The sequence below is a fragment of the Aureimonas sp. AU22 genome (genome assembly GCF_001463745.1).
Taxonomy (GTDB): Bacteria; Pseudomonadota; Alphaproteobacteria; order Rhizobiales; family Rhizobiaceae; genus Aureimonas.
Window position 1 is genome coordinate 98,377 of the sequence record NZ_BBWJ01000039.1, and the last position, 19,295, is coordinate 117,671.

Here is a 19,295-nt window from a genome sequence, read left to right on the forward strand (position 1 = left end):
AGAACGGGGTGCGCTCCAGGTCCGACATATACCGATCCAAAGCCGAACTGGGAGTTTGCGTCAGACGCAATATGTTGGATTTGGAAAAGAGGTCAGAATGAGCGTCGACAATCTGATTCGCTGATGACCTCGCGCTACGTTGGATCGAAAACGTCATGATTAACGCCTTCTCAATGGATGACGGTTTCCGTAGTCATTTTGCACGCCTGCATCAGGTATTCATGTATATAACTGACAGGTGCAATCTCGAATGCGAGCAATGCATCTACAAGCCTAGCATCTCCCATTTCATCAACGAAGAGATTCATCTAACCAACGCACTCGGCTTGCTGAAGTCCTTTCGTGATTTGGGTGCCTCGAAGGTGACCTTTCTCGGAGGCGAGCCCACACTCTACGGACATCGCAGCGGTGGGAGGCCACTTCTTGACCTCATCGACGGTACTCGTGCCTTGGGGTACGAGTACATGCGCATCGACACGAACGGACAGAGGGTCGCAAAACTTCTGCGCGAACCGTCCTTCCAGAAGATGGATGAGATCGCATTCAGTCTGGATGGCTTCTCGGCGGACACAAACGATCCCCTTCGGGGAAAGGGAACCTTCCTGCGCGTCGTGGACGCGATTAAAACCGCACTCGAAGGGGGTTACTTCGTCACCATCACCTGCTGCGTCCAAAAGCTGTTCCTAGAAAGGGACGCGGACGGCGTTCTTGCCCTGGAGCGTATGATCCGTTTCGCGCAGGAACTCGGGGTCCATCAGATCAACTTCCACGACCTCTTCAAGGTCGGCATCCCTATGGACACATGGACCGGGTCGTTCGCGCCGGAGCCCGTGGACTGGATTCCGGTGTACAGAGAGCTGCGCGAGAAAATCGACGCGGGCACCTTCTCCATCGCGATACGTCTGCCGCAGTGCTTCGTCACCAAGGCTGAGTTCGCAAGAAATCCCGGCTACTACGGCTACTGTCCAGTGAAGTTGGGTGAGCGGGTGATGGTTCATCCCAACGGGACGATCCGCATTTGCTCGAACCTCATCTGCACGGCATTTGGCGTCGCCCGCTACGCCGATGGTCACATTCATTGGGACAGGACGGGCGCCAACGAACTGGCCGGTCACGACATGGGCCGCCTCACCCCCTGCACGAACCGGAGCAGGCACCGGAAGTACGGCGACCTCGTCCCGGTCTGCTTCTCGTTCAAGCCTGGACAGGAGGAGTACGTCTGGAACCACCGTCTCGAGTGGGAGACCAATCGAATCCCAGCGTCGGGGAGCCAGTACGCATGAGGAGCGACGACGAAGAGGATCTGCTGCGCCTGACACTTTCAAATGCAGGGTTGAAGGATGTCGATTTGCGCGACTTCACGATTCTTGCCCACGCAGGTGCCGTTCGAGCGGAGAACGCCCGCGTCCATGCGATGACGAATCGGACGCTTTCGGACACGTTGGACCGTGACAGCCTCGGCGTCTGCATTCATGTGACGGGGGGTGCGAGGGCGCTGACCGATCCGAATCATCGGCGCATCTGCGAGACGATCCAGATGCTGGATCGGGAGCCCTTTCAGGTGCTCTACCACGAACCTTTGCCGGAGGTGGCTGATGAACCTTGGGGAACCGTCGCGTGGAACATGGAGCGATGGCATAGAAAGGGGTTCACCGACTGGCGACAGAAGCTGCTGACCCTCAACATGATCGGGGCCGAAGCCGTCAATCTGAAGGCTTACGACGAACGCGAGCGGCTGCAGTTCTCGGTCTTCGGCGGGCGTTACTCCCAGGTGCAGTCCGCCCACGCCGACGAAGCCGACGCGAAGCACGTGTGGCTGGTCGAGTCCGAGGCCATCAACGGATGTCTTACGGAGTTCGCGCTGGCTGATCTCGCCAAGGCACGCGAGGTCGAGGAGCGGATATTCGACGAGTTCGTGTCTACGTTGTACGGAAACTCCGCAAGGCGAATGCTCATGCTGCTGATGGAGCATGGTTCTAGAAACGTCGAGCAACTGCTCGAGGACCGGATCGTGAGATTCGTGGATCCCGATCCCGCCAGGACGCTTTCCGCATTGAGGATCATGTCGTTTATGAACGGCGACGAATCACACGCGTACTCTCCCACCACGGATGGAAGAGCGTTCCTGGAGTCGGCGTGAGCGAGCCGTCCCTGGATCAATGCTGCTGTTTCATCGACGGCTTCCTTGACGATCTGAGGATCGCCGGGCACCCCCTCGAGGGGGTCGCCATCCATGTCAGGAATTCCAGGCAACAGCCCTACGAGGGCTACGGCCGACTGATACGATCGGTGATCGAGAAATACGGTGGTGTCGTCAAACACGTCCCCGACCTGTCCGTCGTCCTCGACATGGAGGACGCCTACAGCCCGCTCGACGACGTCGATACGTTTCTCATGCTGGCGTGCACCGTCTCGGTATCGGCGGAAACGCTCGAACTCACGCATCACGGGCGTACCGGTCCAAGCAGCCTGCGGGACAGGCTCCATGTTCTCATGCCCAACGACTATCGTTCCGGCTTCGTGTATCGCCGTCTGCGCAAGCACAAGGTACACGTGGACCTGTTCGACCGCTGGGACGCGAACGCCCATGAGATCATGATGGCCATCATGAACAGGCTGGTCGAACGGAAGCGGAAGGCCGAGGCGATCGAGAAGGCAAAATCGATGGAGTTCTCACCCAGGATCGGCATCGTGACGGCGTTGCCCGTGGAATGGACCGCGATGCACACGCTTCTGAGCGACGTTCGCGACGAGAAGCATCGACCGAGGGCAGGCGTGCTACACGAGTACAAGCACGGTCGGATCGAGGCGCTCGGCGGGGGCGTGCACGAGGTCGTCGTTGCGCGATCCGGCGCCGGAAACAATCAGGCGGCCATCACCGCCGAACGGTTGTTCTCGCGTTATAGTCTGGACGAAGTCTTCGTCGTCGGCATCGCTGGCGGTCTACCCGCCATCGCCGATCGGCAGGACGACATCCGTCTCGGCGACGTGGTCCTCTCCGGTAGGAAAGGCGTCGTGCAGTACGACAGGATCAAGGCGACTACCGACGGAAGCGAATCCGCCCACCATCCCCGACCTCCGTCCGAGGCATGGCTTGGAAGGGCGGAGACCTTCCTGGAAGACGAGAGCGAGACAGGTGGGTTTCGAACGCATCTCGCTTCGGTGGCCACCGGACGGTTCGTCAGACCGGACGCCGCATCCGATGTCCTCCGTCAGGACCAGCACGACCCAAGTTCGCTTGTCCTCGATCGCCCGTGGCGTCATCCGGATCGGGTTTCGCACGAGCCGATGGTTTTCCATGGTACGATCGGAAGTGCGAACTCCGTGGTGAAGGACCAGGACGTGCGGGAGGACATCCGCAAGAGATGCGGAGCGATCGCCGTCGAGATGGAGGCGAGCGGCGTCGCCGATGCTGCCACGGCGAACGGGAAGCCCTTCTTCGTCGTGCGAGGCATCTGCGACTACGCCAGCAAGAGCAAGAACGACGAGTGGCATTCCTACGCCGCGAGAGCTGCGGCATCGTTTACCTACTCCTTGATTCGCAGCATGCCTCTTCCCGAAGAACGCTGACCGATGACGTCGTCCGATCGGCTGGTTCTGACGAGCTGGAACGTGAACGGGCTCCGATCCGTCGTTCGGAGGGACTTTGAGACATGGCTGACGTCGACGAGACCCGATGTCGTGTGCCTGCAGGAGGTCAAGACCGAAGCGGACCTGCTGACCAGACACTGGTTTCCAGGATACGTAGCCCACTGGAACGGATCTCAGCGCCCCGGCTACGGCGGGGTCGCGACGCTGGTCCGCGAGAACCTGCGGGCGGACGAGTTCATGGTCGGGATCGCTGATCCCGTGTCGGATCCGGAAGGACGCGTGCTGACGATGGACGTTGAGGGTCTCAGGATCGTCAACGTCTACGCGCCACACAGCCACCGGAAGCTCCTGCGACTTGAGGCCAAGATGCAATTCCTGGAGGCGTTGTCCCGGCATGTCGCCTTTTGTCGCCGCGACGGAATCCCGATCGTGGTGATGGGGGACATGAACATCGCCCATCAGAAGATCGACCTCGCCAATCCGAAGGCAAACGAGAGGAATGCGGGATACAGACCGGAGGAGCGGGCTTGGCTCGACGGCTTCTTGGCCGATGGTTTCGTCGACGCATTTCGTTACGGGACGTCGGACGGTGGCCACTACACTTGGTGGAGCATGCGCGCTGGAGTTAGGGACCGCAACATCGGCTGGAGAATCGACTACGCCTTGGTGGAACGCAGCATCGTGGACCGGGTCGTCGAATGCCGGCATCTGCCGGACAGGGCAGGGTCGGACCACTGCCCCGTACGATTGGTCGTGTCGACATGAGTTCAGATATGTCCGTGCGGTAGCCTGGGATCTCGGAGTACCCAGTCACTTCCAGTAGGGATGTCGTGACTACGTTTCGCCATCAGACGCATTCGCAGGTGATGCGCGCTGCCGTATTGACGGGCCTCTGGCAATTCTCCAGCCGGACCGTCAAAAATCAGGGGCGAGCCAACTCGCGCAGAGGGAGATCGACGACATGAGCATCACGATCGACGTAGCCGACATACCGGTTCTGCGCGAGCCCATCGACCGGGCTGCCCGTGAGGGTCTGGAGCAGGGCCTCGAGCAGGGACGTTCGGAAGGGATGGCGAAGCTCTTCGTCGCACAGCTTTCCACGGCGCTCGGTGAACTGCCCGACGATGTCACGACGCGGATAGGTGATCTGCCGACTGATCACCTGATGGAACTCGCCCTCGGCGTTGCAGAAATCGGGTCGCTGGACCAACTGCGAGCGTGTCTGGATCTTCCCGTCGACGTCGTTCCATCCACCGTACCGACGCCCTGATCCAGGACACGACTCGACCTGCCCGAATCCCCAGTTGGACGGGTTCAGGGCGTCTTGCCTAACCCTCTGTCGGAGCTGCACCACCCTGCGCTCGCTTCTGCATTCGTTCTTCTCGAGCCCTTCGATCTCGGATCGCCGATCGAACGGTGAGGCGCATCCCATCCTAGCGAGGTTGGGACCGGCAACCCCACCGTTCCCTGCTTCAAGAAGATGCCTATCGGCTTCGTAGCTGAGGTCGTCATCCTCGACTGCGATCCAAGGATCGCTTGAGAGCGGCATTCTCGGATAACGCGAAATTATAGCCCCGCGACAGCGTGGTCTTCCGGGCCCTGTATGAAGGCGCATGGGCGTGTTAGCCAGTTGGACATCGAAAGATCAGTTTTCGGGCACGGCGGACAATACAGACGTACATGCAATTCAAGTAGCTCCACGACCGTGAGGGCAACGAGGCATCTACGTTACAAGTCCAGGCAAAGAGTTCCGCCGGCACGATACATGAGGCCGGGCGACGCATTCACTCCTGGATGGGCCGCCTTCGCTCGAAACCGACTTCGCGTCCAAAGGGAGGAAAGCATGCGTGAACTGAAGTCTCGTGCCCCGATCGTCGGGTTCTGCCGCATGGCGCTCTTGGGAGCGTCGGCCCTCGCAGTCGCGACGGTGTCCATGTCGGGAGCGGCGCTCTCGAAGGATCTGACGTTCGGCTACGTCCCGGCCAGTCTCGAATACCCCTACAACGTCATGACGGCCCAGGGCTTCGAGAAGGCAGCCAAGGAAGCCGGCGTGAAGACGGTCGTGCTTGATCCTCGCGGCAGCGTGGAGAAGCAGGGCAATGCCCTAGACGACCTGATCAACCAGCAGGTCGACGCCATCGGCTTCCTACCGCTGGACTCCGTCGTCGCCGAGTCCTTCGTGGACAAGGTCAACGACGCCGACATTCCGATCGTCGCCATCGCGCTCCAGGTCGGCGACTCGGCGAAGCGTCAGGTCACCGATCCGTATCCGGGCCTCTCCGCGCTCGTCGCGACCGACAACTACAAGTCGGGCGAAGTCGCGGGCGAGATGGCCGCCGGTCTTCTGCCGAAGGATCGCAAGGCGAAGATCGGCATCGTGATGGGCGACCCTGCCTACACCATCGTCAAGCTCGACACGGACGGTTTCAAGGCCGCGCTCGACAAGGCCGGCGCCAACTACGAGATCGTCGCCGAGCAGCCGACGAACTGGACGCCCGACGAGGGCGAGGCGGTCTGCCAGAACTTCCTGACCGCGCATCCCGACATGGATCTGATCTACAGCCACGCCGACGACATGGCGATCGGCTGCGCCAGGGCGATCGATTCCGCCGGCTCCAAGGTCCAGCTCGTGGCGACGGGCGGCGGGTCCAAGCTCGGCACCGACGCGATCGCCGCCGGAGAGATGTACGGCTCCGTCTGCACGCGGCCCGAACTTCTCGGCACGCTGATGTTCCAGTCGATGTACGAGGCCGTCACCAAGCCCGAGACGCCGAAGGCCCGCTTTGTCACCTACGACATGCCGGCCATCACCAAGGCCACCATCGACGCCTGCCCCGAGAAGTGGTGAGCCGGATCGGGATCCCGACTTCCGGATAGCAGGGGAGATCGAGCCGATGCCGTCATCCGAACCCATCATGCAGTTGCGGGGCGTCGTGAAGGCGTTTCCCAATGGGACGCTGGCCCTTCGCGGTGTCGATCTCGACATCGAGAAGGGAAAGGTGCACGGCCTGCTCGGCGCCAACGGCGCCGGCAAGTCGACCCTGATCAAGATCCTCTCGGGAGCCTACTGGGCGACGCTCGGTGAGATCACCTGGCGGGGCGAGCAGGTGAAGTGGGACAGCCCGAAGGCGGCGAACGACATGGGCGTCGCCACGGTGCATCAGCACATCCCCCTCGCCCCGACCCTCTCGATCCTCGAGAACGTGTTCCTCGGCAAAGGTGGATGGTGGCGTCGCTCGTCCTCGATCCGGACGCAGTTCGACGAACTCTGCGAACGCGTCGGCTACTCGCTCGACCCGGATGCACTGGTCGAGAACCTCTCGATCGGCGAACGACAGATGGTGTCGATCTTCCAGGCCCTTGCGACCGGGGCCGACCTCATCGTCATGGACGAGCCGACCGCATCGTTGGCGTCGGACGAGCGCGAACTCGTCTACGAGACAGTGCGGCGCCTGACGAGGATCGAGAACAAGGCGATCCTCTTCGTCTCCCACTTCCTCGACGAGGTCATCGCCCTGACGGACCAGGTGACGGTGCTTCGAGACGGGATGGCCGTTCTCCGGGCCGAGACCCGTGATCTCGACGAGGGAAAGCTCGCCGAGGCCATCGTCGGCAAGCAGGTGATCGCACTCGAGCGGGAGGCCGCCTTGCGCCGGCCTGTGAAGACGGACGATGTCGCACCACGGCTTCGCCTCCGCGACCTCGCGTCGGCCGGACGACTTCATCCCATCTCCCTCGATGTCGCGCCCGGCGAGGTCGTCGGCGTCGCGGGTCTTCTCGGCTCGGGCCGAAGCGAACTGCTGCATGCGATCTACGGGTCGGACCGCTTCGCGACCGGCACGGTGACCCTGGACGGCGTCCAGCTCGCACGGAGCCCGAGAGCTGCCGTCGCGGCGGGCATCGGGCTCGTCCCGGAAGATCGAATGGGCCAGGGCCTCGTCCCCGACTTCGAGATCTGGCGCAACACAACCCTTCCGGCTCTCGGTGGCGTGTCCGCCTTCAACTCCCTCCCCGTCTCCGAGCGCGAGAGACGGAGAGGCTGGGATGCGATCGAGAAGCTGTCCATCAAGGCGAGTTCGCCCGAGATCCTGGTGAGCGAACTCAGCGGCGGCAACGCCCAAAAGGTCACGATCGCGAAGTGGCTCTTCAGCGACGTCAAGCTGTTCCTGCTCGACGAGCCGACCGCCGGCATCGACATCGGCGCGAAGACCGACATCCTGCGTCTCGTTCGCGAACTAGCGGCAGGCGGCAAGTCCGTCATCGTGGTCTCCTCGGAGTTCGAGGAGCTTCTCGCGGTCTGCGACCGCATCCTCGTCATGCGGGACGGCAAGTGCATCGCGGAGAGGAGCTTCGACGAGACGTCGGAGCACGAACTCCTTCTCCTCGCGGGCGGTCAGTCCGCGACCATCACCTCCGTCCCCGCCGCAGCGGCAACTCATTCCGTAGTGGGCCCTCACTCATGACCATCGCAGCACAGGACCACGTCCAGCCGACACCTCCCTCGCCCTCGGGGTCGCGGGTGTCCGCCTCGACGAACTGGGGACGCGTCTTCGGCCTCCGCGAGAAGGGCGTCTACTACGCCCTCCTCCTGCTGATCGCCCTGATCACGCTGGCGACCACCTACATCGGCCAGTCGAACTACCTCAGCATTCAGAACTTCTCGAACGTCGTCTACCAGTCGTCCCTCATGGCGATGATGGCCGTGGCGATGACGGTGGTCCTCATCAGCGGGAACTTCGATCTCTCGGTCGCGTCCGTCGCGGCCCTGGCCGCCGCGGTCCTCATCGGCAACGCCGACGCCGTCGGCTTCTGGCCTGCCGCGGCCCTCGCGATGGCGGTGGCGATGGGCATCGGCCTGATCAACGGCTCGATCGTCCAGTTCGTCGGCATCAACGCCTTCATCGTGACGCTGGGCACCATGACGGCGGTGCGGGGCCTCGTCCTGATCTACACGGACGGACGGTCGCTCTCGGTGTCGGATCCGGGCGTCATCGCGACAATGCGTGCCTTCGAGGGAGGACGTCACGAAGGCTTCTGGCTCGTCCTGGCGGGCGGGGTCGCACTGTTCGCCGCCGGTATCGTCGGGGCTCTCAGAAACAAGTCGTCGGGTCGATCCCTGCAGCCCGGCCCGGTCGGCATGACCATCGGCGGCATCGCCCTTCTTCTTCTCGCCTGGGGCTCGGGTGGGGAACTCCCGCTGCGCAATCCCGTCATCTACCTCGGCATCTTCACGGCCGTCGTCTGGTTCGTCCTCGGCTACACGATGGTGGGACGGCGCCTGTATGCGGTCGGTGGCAATTCGGAGGCATCCCGGCTCTCCGGCATCGCGGTGACCCGGTACAAGATCATGGCCTTCGTGTTCTCAAGCGCGACCGCCGGTTTCGCCGGCATCCTGTTCGCCAGCCGACTGCGCTCGATCAACCCAGCCGGCCTCCAGGGGGCCGAACTGACCGTCATCGCCGCGGCGATCCTCGGAGGCACGTCCCTCTTCGGCGGTGCGGGCAGCGTCATCAAGACCCTGGCCGGCGCGTTGCTCCTGTTCTCCCTGACCAACGGCTTCAACATCCTGAACCTGGGAGCGAACTGGCAGGGCCTGATCGAGGGCATCGTGGTTGTCGTCGCCGCGGCGATCTACACGGTCGGCAACAAGAAGGCGAAGTCGAAGACAGGCGGCTGATCCCCTTCCCAGGTCGACCGCATCGTCGCTCGGCGCCGCATCGAGATTCGGGCGGCCCCCACATTCCACTCATATCCGCACGTAGAGAGTTCCCATGAGCACGACCGCCGCCATCGACTACACGGGTAAGGTCGCCTTCGTGACCGGTGCCGGCAGCGGCATCGGCCGGGCGACGGCCATCGCCTTCGCCAAGGCAGGCGCCTCGGTCGCCGCCGTCGACATCGGCGAGAAGGGTCTCGCGGAGACCGTGGCCCAGATCGAGGGAATGGGTGGCAAGGCCCTCACTCTGGTCTGCGACGTGACCCAGGGGGCTGACGTGAAGGCGGCACTCGACAGGACCGTCGAGACGTTCGGTCGCCTGGACGCCGCGTTTAACAACGCGGGTATCGAGCAGCCGGCGCAGCCTATGGCAGACCTGTCCGAGGAAGTCTGGGACCGCGTCATCGCGGTGAACCTCAAGAGCGTCTTCCTCTGCATGAAGTACCAGATCGAGATCATGCTTCGGCAGGGAAGCGGAGCGATCGTCAACACGTCGTCCGGCGCGGGTGTCCTCGCGATCCGCGGCCAGTCGAGCTACTGCGCATCCAAGTTCGGCGTCGTGGCGACGAGCAAGGTCGCGGCGCTCGAATACGCCGACAAGGGTATTCGCGTGAATGCGATCTGTCCGGGCATTATCGATACGCCGATGATCGCACGCTACACCGGGGATACAGACGAGGGTCGTGCCCGTATCATCTCGCAGGAGCCGGTCGGGCGCATGGGGCGACCGGAGGAGATCGCCGGGACCGTCCTCTGGCTCTGCTCGGATGCCGGCGGCTTCGTCACAGGGCACGCCATGGTCGTCGATGGCGGTCAGACGGCGGGCATCTGAGAGCTTGGACGACGACTGACTCGTTGGCGGGATCGGCGCGGGCGCGGTCCTGCGTCGCCCGGTTTCGGTCGGACATCGTCGAACACCGGTCCTTGAGCCGGTGCATGTTTCGACCAGATATTGATAGAGGCGCGCCGCCAGAGCCGAGGAAACGTTCGCCCGTTCCGATCCTGCGAGAGACACAGGGCGTATCGGCTCCCTGGATGGATTCGGTCCCGCGTCGACGAGGGATCATGACCAGGAACGATGTCCGCTTCGACCTTTCGCCGTTTCTGATCCACTTCTTTCGCAAGGTCAGGTACGAAGACGCGGACATGACCTTCTACCCGGACGACTGGGGGCCGGGGGCGATTACCGAGGACGATCACGTCCCTCCATTCTTCCTGCTTCGCAACGCGATCCGGTTGAATAGGCTTTGGGCGACCTGGTCCCAACGCAAGGGGAAGAGGACGATCCACGGCCCCGATCCGGCCGTCTGCTTCACGGACATGCCCATCGCGGCATTCATCGAAGCCGGCGAGGCCAGAGCTGCCAAGGATGAGGCGATGAGTCCGATCGCCCTCGTGCTGCCGAAAGCCGAACTCCTGGCAGCCGGAGCCATTCCTGCGATCTACGGTCGATCCGGAACGCGTTCCGGCCCGAGGACCGGTCGGGACGGCCGTCGCACGTTCCCAGAAGCCGAACTTCCGCCTATCGAGCAGTTTCGCTACGTGACGCTCTCCGCGGACGGTAGGATCGACTGGACCCACGAGCGCGAGTGGCGCTGGCCGTTCCGCGGAACCTTTCCCGAACAGGATGGCATCCCCTCTCCCGACGGGCGTGCGCTCCCTGGTCTCGATCTGGAGTTCGAAGGAAAGGGCGTGATCGTACAGTCGCGTTCTCAGGCCGAGCGGGTGAGACACGACATTCTGGTCCAGCACGATCGCGGTACGCGAGGCAGTTATCGGTTCGTGATCGTTCGCGACGACATTCCGTCGATGACGCACCTACGGGAGCCCGACGGTGTACAGGAGGCGCTTCGGGCTGCCGCGATGGACCTGTCGGATCTGCTGTCGATGCAGAGGTCACGACGAAACCGACTGATCTCCGCTTTCGGACAGGCGATCGATGGAGTGGATGCCACCAGGCTGCCGAATACCGGCCGGCAGGATGGCGGTTGCTGGCTGTGGCTGACGGATATCGCTCATGAAATGACCCGAGCACTCGTGTCCGGGAACATGGTTCATGTCGATCAGGAGGGACGATACCTGATCGACACCCAGATCGGGCGCCGCCTTTCGCTTGCCCGACGCGAGGAGCTGACCCGAAGATTGGCCGACGTCCTCCTGGAGCGTCACGAACTGAGGGCGACGTACCATTCGGTACAAGGGTCCTGCGATCCGGATGCAATGCCCAATTACTCCAAACCTCCGCTCCACGATCGAAAAATCTACAACTACGCCACGGACGGATGATGCGTGGCTCATCGCAGCTTCCTCGTCTCGTACGCTGGCTCTCGGATTCCGTGCCTGCACGCCTCCAAGCATGACTTCCCCTTCGTCGGGCGCTTACCTCGCCAAGCGTCAGGGTCGTGTTTCGGTATCCATTGGCCCTGCACTCCGCTCCTCCCCCAGGTCCGGCAGAATGAGCCCGACCTGGAAGCCGAAGATGCGCCCGATCCTCTTGATCGTCTCCAGCGTCGGGTTGCCGGCGCCGCTCTCGATCTCCGATAGCTGGCGCCGGGTAAGACCCGTCAGGGCCGCGAAGCGATCCTGCGTCATGCCGAGCGAACGCCGGATCTCCGGTAGGTCCTCCGGGAACCTCAGGTTCCCTTTCCTCGCTCGATCCGCGATCCCACGGCGCAGGACGCGGATCTCGTCCGGAGTGGGCGGTTTCCATCGCGCCATCAGGGACGTGGCCCCACATGGACCGGCTTCTCCGGTGCGGCCTCCTCGGGACCTAGGATTCCGGCCACGATCTCCTCGCAGTTGGCGAGCGCCCGTCGCTGCACCATGTCGGGCAGTCCGTAGTCTCCCACCCAGCGGGGAACATCGGCCAGCCGCTCGGCGAAGGCGCGGATCTCCCCCATCAGGTCCTCCGGATCGACCCCGAGGGGAGCAAGCGCGTCGCAGACGATCTCCCAGTCAGGAGAGTATTCACCGCCGCTGGCCCGCATGCATTCCCACTTGGTTGATCGCATGATGGTCTGACGGGACAGCTTCATGGGCGCGAAGTCGAACAGCGGGGACAGACGCACCGTCCCGTCTGCCTTCTTGGTGATCGCGGTGTTGCGCCCGTGATTGTCCGAGTTGCCCATCGCAAGGTTTGCGACATCACGCAGGACATATTCCACGACGTCGTCACGTGGGGAGGTAGAGACCTCGACGAGGCGACGCAGGTAGTTCTCGTGTGTGTCCGTCCAACCGAACTCGCTGACGCCGAGGGCGGAGACCATGCTTTCCTGGCCGTGACGTTCGACCCGTCCGTTCATGGTCGTCCTGTCGAAACGTGGGATAACCGCGACGCCCGGCGCGTACGTGGATGGACGATGGACGTTCAGTCCCAGATCATGAGCGATGTGCGAGTAGGCGACCTCGGCCTCCAGGATCGCGGCATCCTCCTCGTTCGGCTCACGTTGGAGTTTCACGATGACATGCTCGACCGCCTCGTCGTCGGTGACGAACGGATCCGGATAGAAGAGCCCGTCCGAGGACAACGTCATCGCCACCTTCGGCCACTCACCCTGGAGACCGCTCGATCCGGAAGCGAGCATGGCGTGACGGTTCACGACCTCCATGAAGCGGTCGGTTCGACCCAGTATCTCCTCGAGTTCGACGCCGATCGGATCGAAACCGTCCAGCCGGCGGCGTTCCTCTTCCCAGGCCTCCTTGATCCTGATGTTTCCGATCGTGGATCCCCCTGCCCTGACGAGCAGCGGCAGGTCCGAGGAACGACTGTGCTCGTCGAGGTTCAGATCGCGGAGAAGCGCCCTGCGAGCGTGACCCTGAGGCATCAGATCCAGGAGGAACGCGGGCCAGCGCCGTAGCTGGTAATCGGCGAAGTCGACCGGGAAGTTGACGGACAGGGCCCGCCTATCGGTCACGGCGATGCCCTGGGCCATCTCGGACGCGGTCGTCTCCACGACGTAGTCCATCTCGTAGGACAGATGCGCACTACCTTCGAACCCACGCCGGGGCTCGTCGAAGACGATTGTTGCAGCGTCCAACCACCGCTGGTCGTGCCAGATCTGAAACGTAAGCATATGACCCTCTATGATGGGTCATATAACGCCGCCCTGAGTGACTATCAACCCATCTCAGTGGGTCATATCTGAGCCGGAGCCGCTCTGGCGCCAAGAAGTGCCGCTTCCACGCCGGGGGCCAGGACCGGTCAGTAGGCTCGAAACTCACTAGATACCCGTCCTGCTCAAGGTCGGTATCGATGGCCATCGCAAGGGAGGTCGTGGCCTCTCGGAATCGTCGCGATACGCTGCCGCCAAGAGCACCGTCACCCTCCCACCAACCGCTTGAACCAGGCAACGGATCGGCTCGTGGCACGAGAACGATGATCCGAGTACCGCCTCAGGACGGCGGAAGGGCGGAAGGAATGGCCAATCGGCGGACCAGGCAGGTCGCATCCTCGATCCGGTCCAGTTCGCCGACCAACCCTATCGTGTCCGAGAGGGCCTCCGGAGATATCCGGGCGAAGGCGACGGACCCGCATTCCGTGAACTTGGTCGCGATGTCGTCCCAGCTCATGGGATTATCGCCGTTCCCTGGAACATGGTGCCCCTCGACGAGCCAGCGCCGTCCGTCGCGGGTCAGGATCTCGACGCGGCCGGGAGGCATCTCGAGCTTCCAGTCGAGACTGGGATCGGAGACGAGTGTCATCTTCCGTCCGATGGCGAGCACGACCTCGTCACGCAGGCCGGCTTCCGAGAAGTCGGAGACGCTCATGCCGCGCCGGGCGATCGCCACCGAGACCAGGAACGGTAGACTGAACTTGGCGTCGGCTAGGGTGGCGGGGGCACGTCGCTCGTCGAGCGGCTGGCACATCAGGTCGTGGTAGTCGCCGACGTGCAGCCGGATCTCCTGGATGTCGTCAAGCCGCAGGTCGTTCTCCTGGACGATGTCGATGGCGGCCTTCATGTGGCTGTGGGCCGTGCCGACGCAGGGCCAACGCTTGTACAGCGTGCCGCTCCCGAGAAACGCCCGGCCGAGGCCGTCCAGGATTCCCGCCCGGTCGTAGCCTCCGCCGAAGTAGGTGTTCATGAATCCGTACCGACCCTCGAAGGCGCGATCGATGCCCGTGACCCCCTTCTCGGCCATCATCGCGGCGAGGACCGCGCCCTTCGCCGAGAAGCCCGCGTACATTCCCCGAAGGTCGCTCCCTCGGCCGGCGACCATCTCCATCACGCCGCTCGACTGCATCGTCGCGATCCCCATCGCGTGTGCGATCCTGGATGCCGAAAGGCCCATCACGCGCCCCGCGGAAGCCGTCGCCGCGAAGACGGCCAGAACGGTGGAGAGGTTCCAGTCCTTCTTCCACTCGACGTTGCAGCGAAGCCGACCGAAGATGTCCTGGCCCGCCGCCACCGCCGCGATCAGCTCCTTTCCCGTCACACCACCCTGCCGCTCGGCGACGGCGAAGACGGCAGGCACGATGGAGCTGGCGCAGTGCTGCCCCCACGGCGTCTGATCGTCGTAGTCGAGGCAGTGGGCCAAGGCACCGTTCGCCATCGCCGCCATCAACGCAGGGGCGCGGCCTCCGAAGCCGAGCACGGTGCAGTCGGGCCGCCCTCCACTCTCGGCGACGATCTCCATGACGCCGCGGACCGCCGGTTCCATGCCGCTCGCGGCCAGGATCACGCCGAGCGTGTCCAGGATGCTCTTCCTCGCCGCCGACCGTGCCTCCTCCGGCAGATCCTCGTACCGCAGGTCCGCGGCATGGGAGGCGAGGATGTGGACGAGGTCGCGGTCCGCTGACATGGCGGGATCCTTCTCGAAGACGCCGGCGGGGCGGCGCGATCTGGGGAAGAGGGTCCGAATGGAGTTACCCATTCGCCGGCCGAGGCGGAACCCCGATGTCCCCTTCCCTCCCGCGCTTCCGCCCTGCCCTATAGCGCACCATTATACCGCTCGGGCGTCCCGCAGCTTTCCCGGTTTCCTTCCCCGCGTCGAGATGGAATTTTCAGCCCGAGATCGAATGCGGGAGACTCTCATGGGACAGTTGAGCGGCAGGACGGCCCTCATCACCGGCGCGCTGGGCACGATCGGCGAGGCGCTCGTGGCGCGCTTCCACGAGGAAGGTGCCCAGGTGATCGCATCGGACCGCCCTGGGCTCGATCGGCATGACGACCATGCCGGCAAGCTTCCGGCGGGCGTCCGGTACTTCGGGTGCGACCTGAACGATCTGGCAGGTGCGGAGACGGCGGTGCAGGCCCTGGCGAACGAGGTCGGTGGCATCGACGTGCTCGTCAACAACGCCGCCTTCGTCGTCAACAAGCCCCACGAGGAGTTCTCGATCGAGGACTACGAGAAGGAGATCCGCATCAACTCGTCGGCGGCGTTCGTGCTCTCCCGAGCATGCGCGGAGCACATGAAGCGGAAGAAGGCCGGCAAGATCGTCAACATGACGTCCCTGACCCTCACCGGTCACTGGGACGGCTTCGTTCCCTACGTTGCATCGAAGGGTGCGATGTACGGCCTCGTCAAATCGATGGCACGCGAACTCGGACGGCACGGTATCAACGTCAACGGCATCTCGCCGGGCGCGGTTCTCTCCGACGCCGAGGGACGGCACTTCGGAGCACGGCGCCAGCAGTACCACGACTGGATCATGGAGCGTCAGAGCCTGAAGCGCCGGATCGAGCCGGTCGACATCGCCAACCTGGCGGTCTTCCTCTCGTCCTCCCAGGCCGACCTGATCAGCGGACAGAATGTCCACTGCGACGGCGGCTGGTAGGCCGCGACAGGATCGGCTGGGAGGCTGGAATGCAGACCCTGACACCGGCGAGGTTCGCCGACGGCTTCATGTTCCTGGAGGCACCCAAGTGGCGGGACGGACGTCTCTTCGTCTCCGACGTCTTCGCGCACGAGATCTGCATCCTGTCCGACCATGGGGTGGTCGAACGGCGCATCCCGGTGCCGACCCGGCCATCGGGCCTGGGCTTCCTGTCCGACGGAACGCTGATCGTCGCCTCGGCGAAGGACTGCAGACTGCTCCGCCTGGACGGTGACGAACTCGCCGAGCATGCGGACCTCTCGGACGTCGCGAACGGCTGGCTGAACGACTTCGCCATCGACCGTCACGACCGCATCTACGTCGGCGACTTCGGATACGATTTCGTGGCCGGCGATCCGCGCAGGACGACCTCCCTTCACCGCGTGGACCCGGACGGCACGATCGAAGCCGTGGCCCACGAAGTCGATTTTCCCAACGGCTCGACGATCGTCGACGATGGACGGACGCTGGTCGTCGCTGAGACGTGGGAGGCTCGCATCGCCGCCTTCGATCTGGACGGATCCGGCAGGCTGGCCAACCGCCGGCTGTTCGCGGACCTCGATGGCCGGCAGCCGGACGGTCTGTGCGCCGATCGGGACGGCGCGCTCTGGGTCGGGATCTACAACACCGGCGAGTTCGTGAGAGTGATCGACGGCGGCGAGATAACCCATCGGATCAAGATCGACGGTTCCGGGATCTCCTGCACCCTAGGCGGACCGGATCGACGCACGCTCTTCATGACCGCTTTCCTCGGGACGGACGAGGACATGTCCGCGGGAAAGCGAAACAGCGCGATCCTTACTGCACACGTGGATGTCCCAGGACCATCCGACACGGTGCCCTGATCCCGAAGGACTGCGCGACCGTCGGCGACGAAGGCACCGCTCCCGAAACGCCGACCGCGACGGACCGATGTCCCAACGATGAAATGCAAGGCTGCCTCGCAGGCGGCCAACCGAAAGAGACCGACATGAGTGACACACCGAAGCCCGCCTATCCCCGCATCGGCCTCCTGATCGATGGCGAATGGATCTACGACCGTCCGACGCTGTGCGAGGTGGAGAACCCGAGCGACGAGGCGATCATCGGTCAGGTTCCCAAGGCGACCACCGAAGATCTGCGGAACGCCCTCGCCTCCTCCGCCCGTGGTTTCGACGTCTGGCGTCGCACGCCGCCGTCCGAGCGTTCGGCGATCATGAGGCGGGCCGCCGCCCTCATCCGCGAGCGGGCGTCCATGATCGCCCCGATCTTCACGATGGAACTCGGCAAGACCATCCCCGAGTCCCTGGCCGAGATCGAGCGTTCCGCCACCTTCCTCGACTGGGACTCCGAAGAGCTGCGGCGTCTCTACGGCCGCATCGTCCCGACCGACCCTCCGATCCAGCAGTTCGTGGTCCGCGAACCCATCGGGCCGGTGGCGGCCTTCACGCCGTGGAACGTGCCGATGAGCGCTCCTTCGCGGAAGGTCAGCGCATCGCTTGCCGCGGGGTGTTCAGTGATCCTCAAGCCAGCGGAGGAGACCCCGGCGACGGCGTGTCTGTTCGCTCAGTGCTTCATCGACGCCGGCCTTCCCAAGGGCGTCCTCAACGTCGTGTTCGGCGATCCCGACGAGGTGTCGCGTACGCTTGTCCTATCCCCGATCACCCGGCTCGTGACGCTGACGGGCTCGATCCACGTCGGCAAGCATCTGACGCGGCTCGCGGCCGAGACGATGAAGCCCGTCCTCATGGAACTGGGTGGCCATGCGCCCGTGCTGATCGACGAGAACGTCGACGTGGACGGCGTCGCGCAGATGGCGACCAACTGGAAGTTCCGCATGGCGGGGCAGTTCTGCTCGGCCCCCTCCCGGTTCCTGGTCCACAAATCGGTCTACGGGAACTTCGTCGAGAGCTTCGCTTCCAAGGCCGCCAAGCTCAAGGTCGGTGACGGCTTCGAAGAGGGCGTTCAGATGGGCCCGCTGGCCAATCGCAGACGCCTGGCGGCCATGGCGGATCTCGTCGAGGACGCAGTGTCTAACGGAGCGAGGATCGCGACCGGAGGCCAACGTGTCGGCAACCGTGGCTGGTTCTACGCCCCGACGATTCTCGCCGACGTTCCGCTGGAGGCCAGGATCATGAGCGAGGAGCCGTTCGGGCCGATCGCGCCCTGCGCCCCGGTCGACTCCATGGACGAGGCTCTCGATATCAGCAACAGTCTCGAGATGGGCCTCGCCGCATTCGTGTTCACGAACTCGATGCAGCGGGCCGATCACCTGTCCAGGGAACTGCAGGTGGGCTCGGTCGCACTGAACGTCTTCACGAGCCCTGGGGCGGACGCGCCCTTCGGCGGATATCGCGAGAGCGGCATCGGTCGCGAGGGCGGCCCCGAGATGTATCACAGCTATACGGTGGCCAAGACCATCGCCGAGCGCCGGGTCATGGTTTGACCGATCTGCGGTCCACCGGCTCGATGACGGTTACCAGCGCTCCGACGTCCGCGTCGCAGGGAGCCGGATCGACACGTTTCGATCCGGCTCACGTAGCATCCGTTAAGGTAGGCCTCTTCTAAGCGTGACGACGTCGCGTCCCCTGCCCTCGCAGCGGCCGACGGTGCCGGCAGATGCCGCTGTCGAGACCGTCCCGCGACGCGGCACCGGATGCCGCTTCGTAAAGATGCGGTTCATCGCCCGGCAAATTGGTCGTCGGTAACCAGCTCCATCCAGTCGGCATTCTTGCCGTCCAGGATGTAGGTCAAGGCGACATGGCTCATCGCCGTGACGTCGGTCGCCCCGTGCCAGTGCTTCACTCCTGCCGGGATCCAGACGGTATCGCCTGCCGAGATGTCTTGTCTCTGCTCGCCCTCGCGTTGGACCCACCCCTTGCCGGCCGTCACGATCAGCATCTGGCCTGCAGGATGCGTGTGCCATGCGGTGCGTGCCGCCGGCGCGAAGGAGACGAGACCGGAGGCGGCCGGTGTGTCGACGGACGAAGGAAGGAGCGGGTTGACCACCACGTGGCCCGTGAAGTTCTCAGGGCTGGCGAGCATCGATGGAGCGGATCCAGCGGGGTAGACCCCGATCTCCTGCGCGCTGGCAGCGGTGGCGCCGGCTACGGCCAACGAGGCGGCGATGAGCGTGTTCTTCATGGCGATGAGCCTTTCTGTCGTGCGGAAGAATGTGTTCAGGGTCACCCCACC

At 63.8% G+C, this 19,295-nt stretch carries 17 protein-coding genes; 13 read left to right on the forward strand and 4 right to left on the reverse strand.

From position 1 onward, the window contains the following. The first annotated feature begins 155 nt into the window (after positions 1-155). From AUL34_RS13585 to AUL34_RS13630, 10 genes are all read left to right on the forward strand, one after another. Positions 156-1,283: a radical SAM protein gene (locus AUL34_RS13585; protein WP_061934670.1), complete on the forward strand. Its 1,128-nt coding sequence runs from the start codon at positions 156-158 to the stop codon at positions 1,281-1,283. Further along, entirely contained in the window at positions 1,280-2,140 is an 861-nt protein-coding gene (locus AUL34_RS13590; RefSeq protein WP_061934672.1) for a hypothetical protein, read from the forward strand. The genes AUL34_RS13585 and AUL34_RS13590 overlap by 4 nt, the downstream gene beginning before the upstream one ends. Continuing rightward, on the forward strand, positions 2,137-3,570 hold the full coding sequence (locus AUL34_RS13595) for a 5'-methylthioadenosine/S-adenosylhomocysteine nucleosidase (protein ID WP_061934674.1): 1,434 nt from the start codon (positions 2,137-2,139) through the stop codon (positions 3,568-3,570). The genes AUL34_RS13590 and AUL34_RS13595 overlap by 4 nt, the downstream gene beginning before the upstream one ends. A 3-nt stretch (positions 3,571-3,573) precedes the next feature. Then, positions 3,574-4,356, forward strand: coding sequence for an exodeoxyribonuclease III (locus AUL34_RS13600; RefSeq protein ID WP_061934676.1), 783 nt, complete (start codon positions 3,574-3,576; stop codon positions 4,354-4,356). A 196-nt stretch (positions 4,357-4,552) separates the two neighbouring features. Continuing rightward, the gene (locus tag AUL34_RS22315; RefSeq protein ID WP_156420921.1) at positions 4,553-4,861 is read left to right on the forward strand and encodes a DUF4351 domain-containing protein; all 309 of its coding nucleotides are present in this window, start codon (positions 4,553-4,555) and stop codon (positions 4,859-4,861) included. A 573-nt stretch (positions 4,862-5,434) separates the two neighbouring features. After that, the gene (locus AUL34_RS13610; RefSeq protein WP_061934680.1) at positions 5,435-6,439 is read left to right on the forward strand and encodes a sugar ABC transporter substrate-binding protein; all 1,005 of its coding nucleotides are present in this window, start codon (positions 5,435-5,437) and stop codon (positions 6,437-6,439) included. A 46-nt stretch (positions 6,440-6,485) separates the two neighbouring features. After that, positions 6,486-8,054 (forward strand): sugar ABC transporter ATP-binding protein, encoded by a 1,569-nt coding sequence (locus tag AUL34_RS13615; protein ID WP_061934682.1) that lies wholly within the window; start codon positions 6,486-6,488, stop codon positions 8,052-8,054. Beyond that, positions 8,051-9,268, forward strand: a complete 1,218-nt coding sequence (locus tag AUL34_RS13620) for an ABC transporter permease (RefSeq protein ID WP_061934684.1) — start codon at positions 8,051-8,053, stop codon at positions 9,266-9,268. The genes AUL34_RS13615 and AUL34_RS13620 overlap by 4 nt, the downstream gene beginning before the upstream one ends. A 94-nt stretch (positions 9,269-9,362) precedes the next feature. After that, entirely contained in the window at positions 9,363-10,139 is a 777-nt protein-coding gene (locus AUL34_RS13625; protein ID WP_061934686.1) for a glucose 1-dehydrogenase, read from the forward strand. 314 nt (positions 10,140-10,453) lie between these two features. After that, the gene (locus AUL34_RS13630) at positions 10,454-11,593 is read left to right on the forward strand and encodes a DUF4427 domain-containing protein (protein WP_192845751.1); all 1,140 of its coding nucleotides are present in this window, start codon (positions 10,454-10,456) and stop codon (positions 11,591-11,593) included. Between the two features lie 108 nt (positions 11,594-11,701). On the opposite strand, the gene AUL34_RS13635 is transcribed toward AUL34_RS13630, so the two are convergent. The 3 genes from AUL34_RS13635 to AUL34_RS13645 form a co-directional block, all read right to left on the reverse strand. Beyond that, a complete protein-coding gene (locus AUL34_RS13635) occupies positions 11,702-12,025 on the reverse strand; it encodes a helix-turn-helix transcriptional regulator (protein WP_061934690.1) in 324 nt (107 codons plus the stop codon). Beyond that, the gene (locus AUL34_RS13640) at positions 12,025-13,344 is read right to left on the reverse strand and encodes a type II toxin-antitoxin system HipA family toxin (protein WP_192845752.1); all 1,320 of its coding nucleotides are present in this window, start codon (positions 13,342-13,344) and stop codon (positions 12,025-12,027) included. The genes AUL34_RS13635 and AUL34_RS13640 overlap by 1 nt, the downstream gene beginning before the upstream one ends. Positions 13,345-13,699: 355 nt before the next feature. Continuing rightward, complete coding sequence (locus AUL34_RS13645; protein WP_061934725.1) at positions 13,700-15,106, reverse strand: MmgE/PrpD family protein; 1,407 nt, start codon at positions 15,104-15,106, stop codon at positions 13,700-13,702. Between the two features lie 232 nt (positions 15,107-15,338). Between AUL34_RS13645 and AUL34_RS13650 the strand changes: the two genes are divergently transcribed. From AUL34_RS13650 to AUL34_RS13660, 3 genes are all read left to right on the forward strand, one after another. After that, on the forward strand, positions 15,339-16,082 hold the full coding sequence (locus AUL34_RS13650) for an SDR family oxidoreductase (RefSeq protein ID WP_061934694.1): 744 nt from the start codon (positions 15,339-15,341) through the stop codon (positions 16,080-16,082). A gap of 29 nt (positions 16,083-16,111) precedes the next feature. Next, positions 16,112-16,966: an SMP-30/gluconolactonase/LRE family protein gene (locus AUL34_RS13655; protein ID WP_061934695.1), complete on the forward strand. Its 855-nt coding sequence runs from the start codon at positions 16,112-16,114 to the stop codon at positions 16,964-16,966. A 125-nt stretch (positions 16,967-17,091) separates the two neighbouring features. Further along, the gene (locus AUL34_RS13660) at positions 17,092-18,546 is read left to right on the forward strand and encodes an NAD-dependent succinate-semialdehyde dehydrogenase (protein ID WP_061934697.1); all 1,455 of its coding nucleotides are present in this window, start codon (positions 17,092-17,094) and stop codon (positions 18,544-18,546) included. Between the two features lie 233 nt (positions 18,547-18,779). On the opposite strand, the gene AUL34_RS13665 is transcribed toward AUL34_RS13660, so the two are convergent. Continuing rightward, positions 18,780-19,244, reverse strand: a complete 465-nt coding sequence (locus AUL34_RS13665; protein ID WP_061934727.1) for a cupin domain-containing protein — start codon at positions 19,242-19,244, stop codon at positions 18,780-18,782. Positions 19,245-19,295 lie beyond the last annotated feature (51 nt).

Excerpts from the sequence above, each read along its gene's own strand:
- AUL34_RS13585 (WP_061934670.1), top strand. The coding sequence starts at position 156 with ATGATTAACGCCTTCTCAATGGATGACGGTTTCCGTAGTCATTTTGCA.
- AUL34_RS13590 (WP_061934672.1), top strand. The coding sequence starts at position 1,280 with ATGAGGAGCGACGACGAAGAGGATCTGCTGCGCCTGACACTTTCAAAT.
- AUL34_RS13600 (WP_061934676.1), top strand. The coding sequence starts at position 3,574 with ATGACGTCGTCCGATCGGCTGGTTCTGACGAGCTGGAACGTGAACGGG.
- AUL34_RS22315 (WP_156420921.1), top strand. The coding sequence starts at position 4,553 with ATGAGCATCACGATCGACGTAGCCGACATACCGGTTCTGCGCGAGCCC.
- AUL34_RS13610 (WP_061934680.1), top strand. The coding sequence starts at position 5,435 with ATGCGTGAACTGAAGTCTCGTGCCCCGATCGTCGGGTTCTGCCGCATG.
- AUL34_RS13615 (WP_061934682.1), top strand. The coding sequence starts at position 6,486 with ATGCCGTCATCCGAACCCATCATGCAGTTGCGGGGCGTCGTGAAGGCG.
- AUL34_RS13620 (WP_061934684.1), top strand. The coding sequence starts at position 8,051 with ATGACCATCGCAGCACAGGACCACGTCCAGCCGACACCTCCCTCGCCC.
- AUL34_RS13625 (WP_061934686.1), top strand. The coding sequence starts at position 9,363 with ATGAGCACGACCGCCGCCATCGACTACACGGGTAAGGTCGCCTTCGTG.
- AUL34_RS13630 (WP_192845751.1), top strand. The coding sequence starts at position 10,454 with ATGACCTTCTACCCGGACGACTGGGGGCCGGGGGCGATTACCGAGGAC.
- AUL34_RS13635 (WP_061934690.1), bottom strand. The coding sequence starts at position 12,025 with ATGGCGCGATGGAAACCGCCCACTCCGGACGAGATCCGCGTCCTGCGC.
- AUL34_RS13645 (WP_061934725.1), bottom strand. The coding sequence starts at position 15,106 with ATGTCAGCGGACCGCGACCTCGTCCACATCCTCGCCTCCCATGCCGCG.
- AUL34_RS13650 (WP_061934694.1), top strand. The coding sequence starts at position 15,339 with ATGGGACAGTTGAGCGGCAGGACGGCCCTCATCACCGGCGCGCTGGGC.
- AUL34_RS13655 (WP_061934695.1), top strand. The coding sequence starts at position 16,112 with ATGCAGACCCTGACACCGGCGAGGTTCGCCGACGGCTTCATGTTCCTG.
- AUL34_RS13660 (WP_061934697.1), top strand. The coding sequence starts at position 17,092 with ATGAGTGACACACCGAAGCCCGCCTATCCCCGCATCGGCCTCCTGATC.
- AUL34_RS13665 (WP_061934727.1), bottom strand. The coding sequence starts at position 19,244 with ATGAAGAACACGCTCATCGCCGCCTCGTTGGCCGTAGCCGGCGCCACC.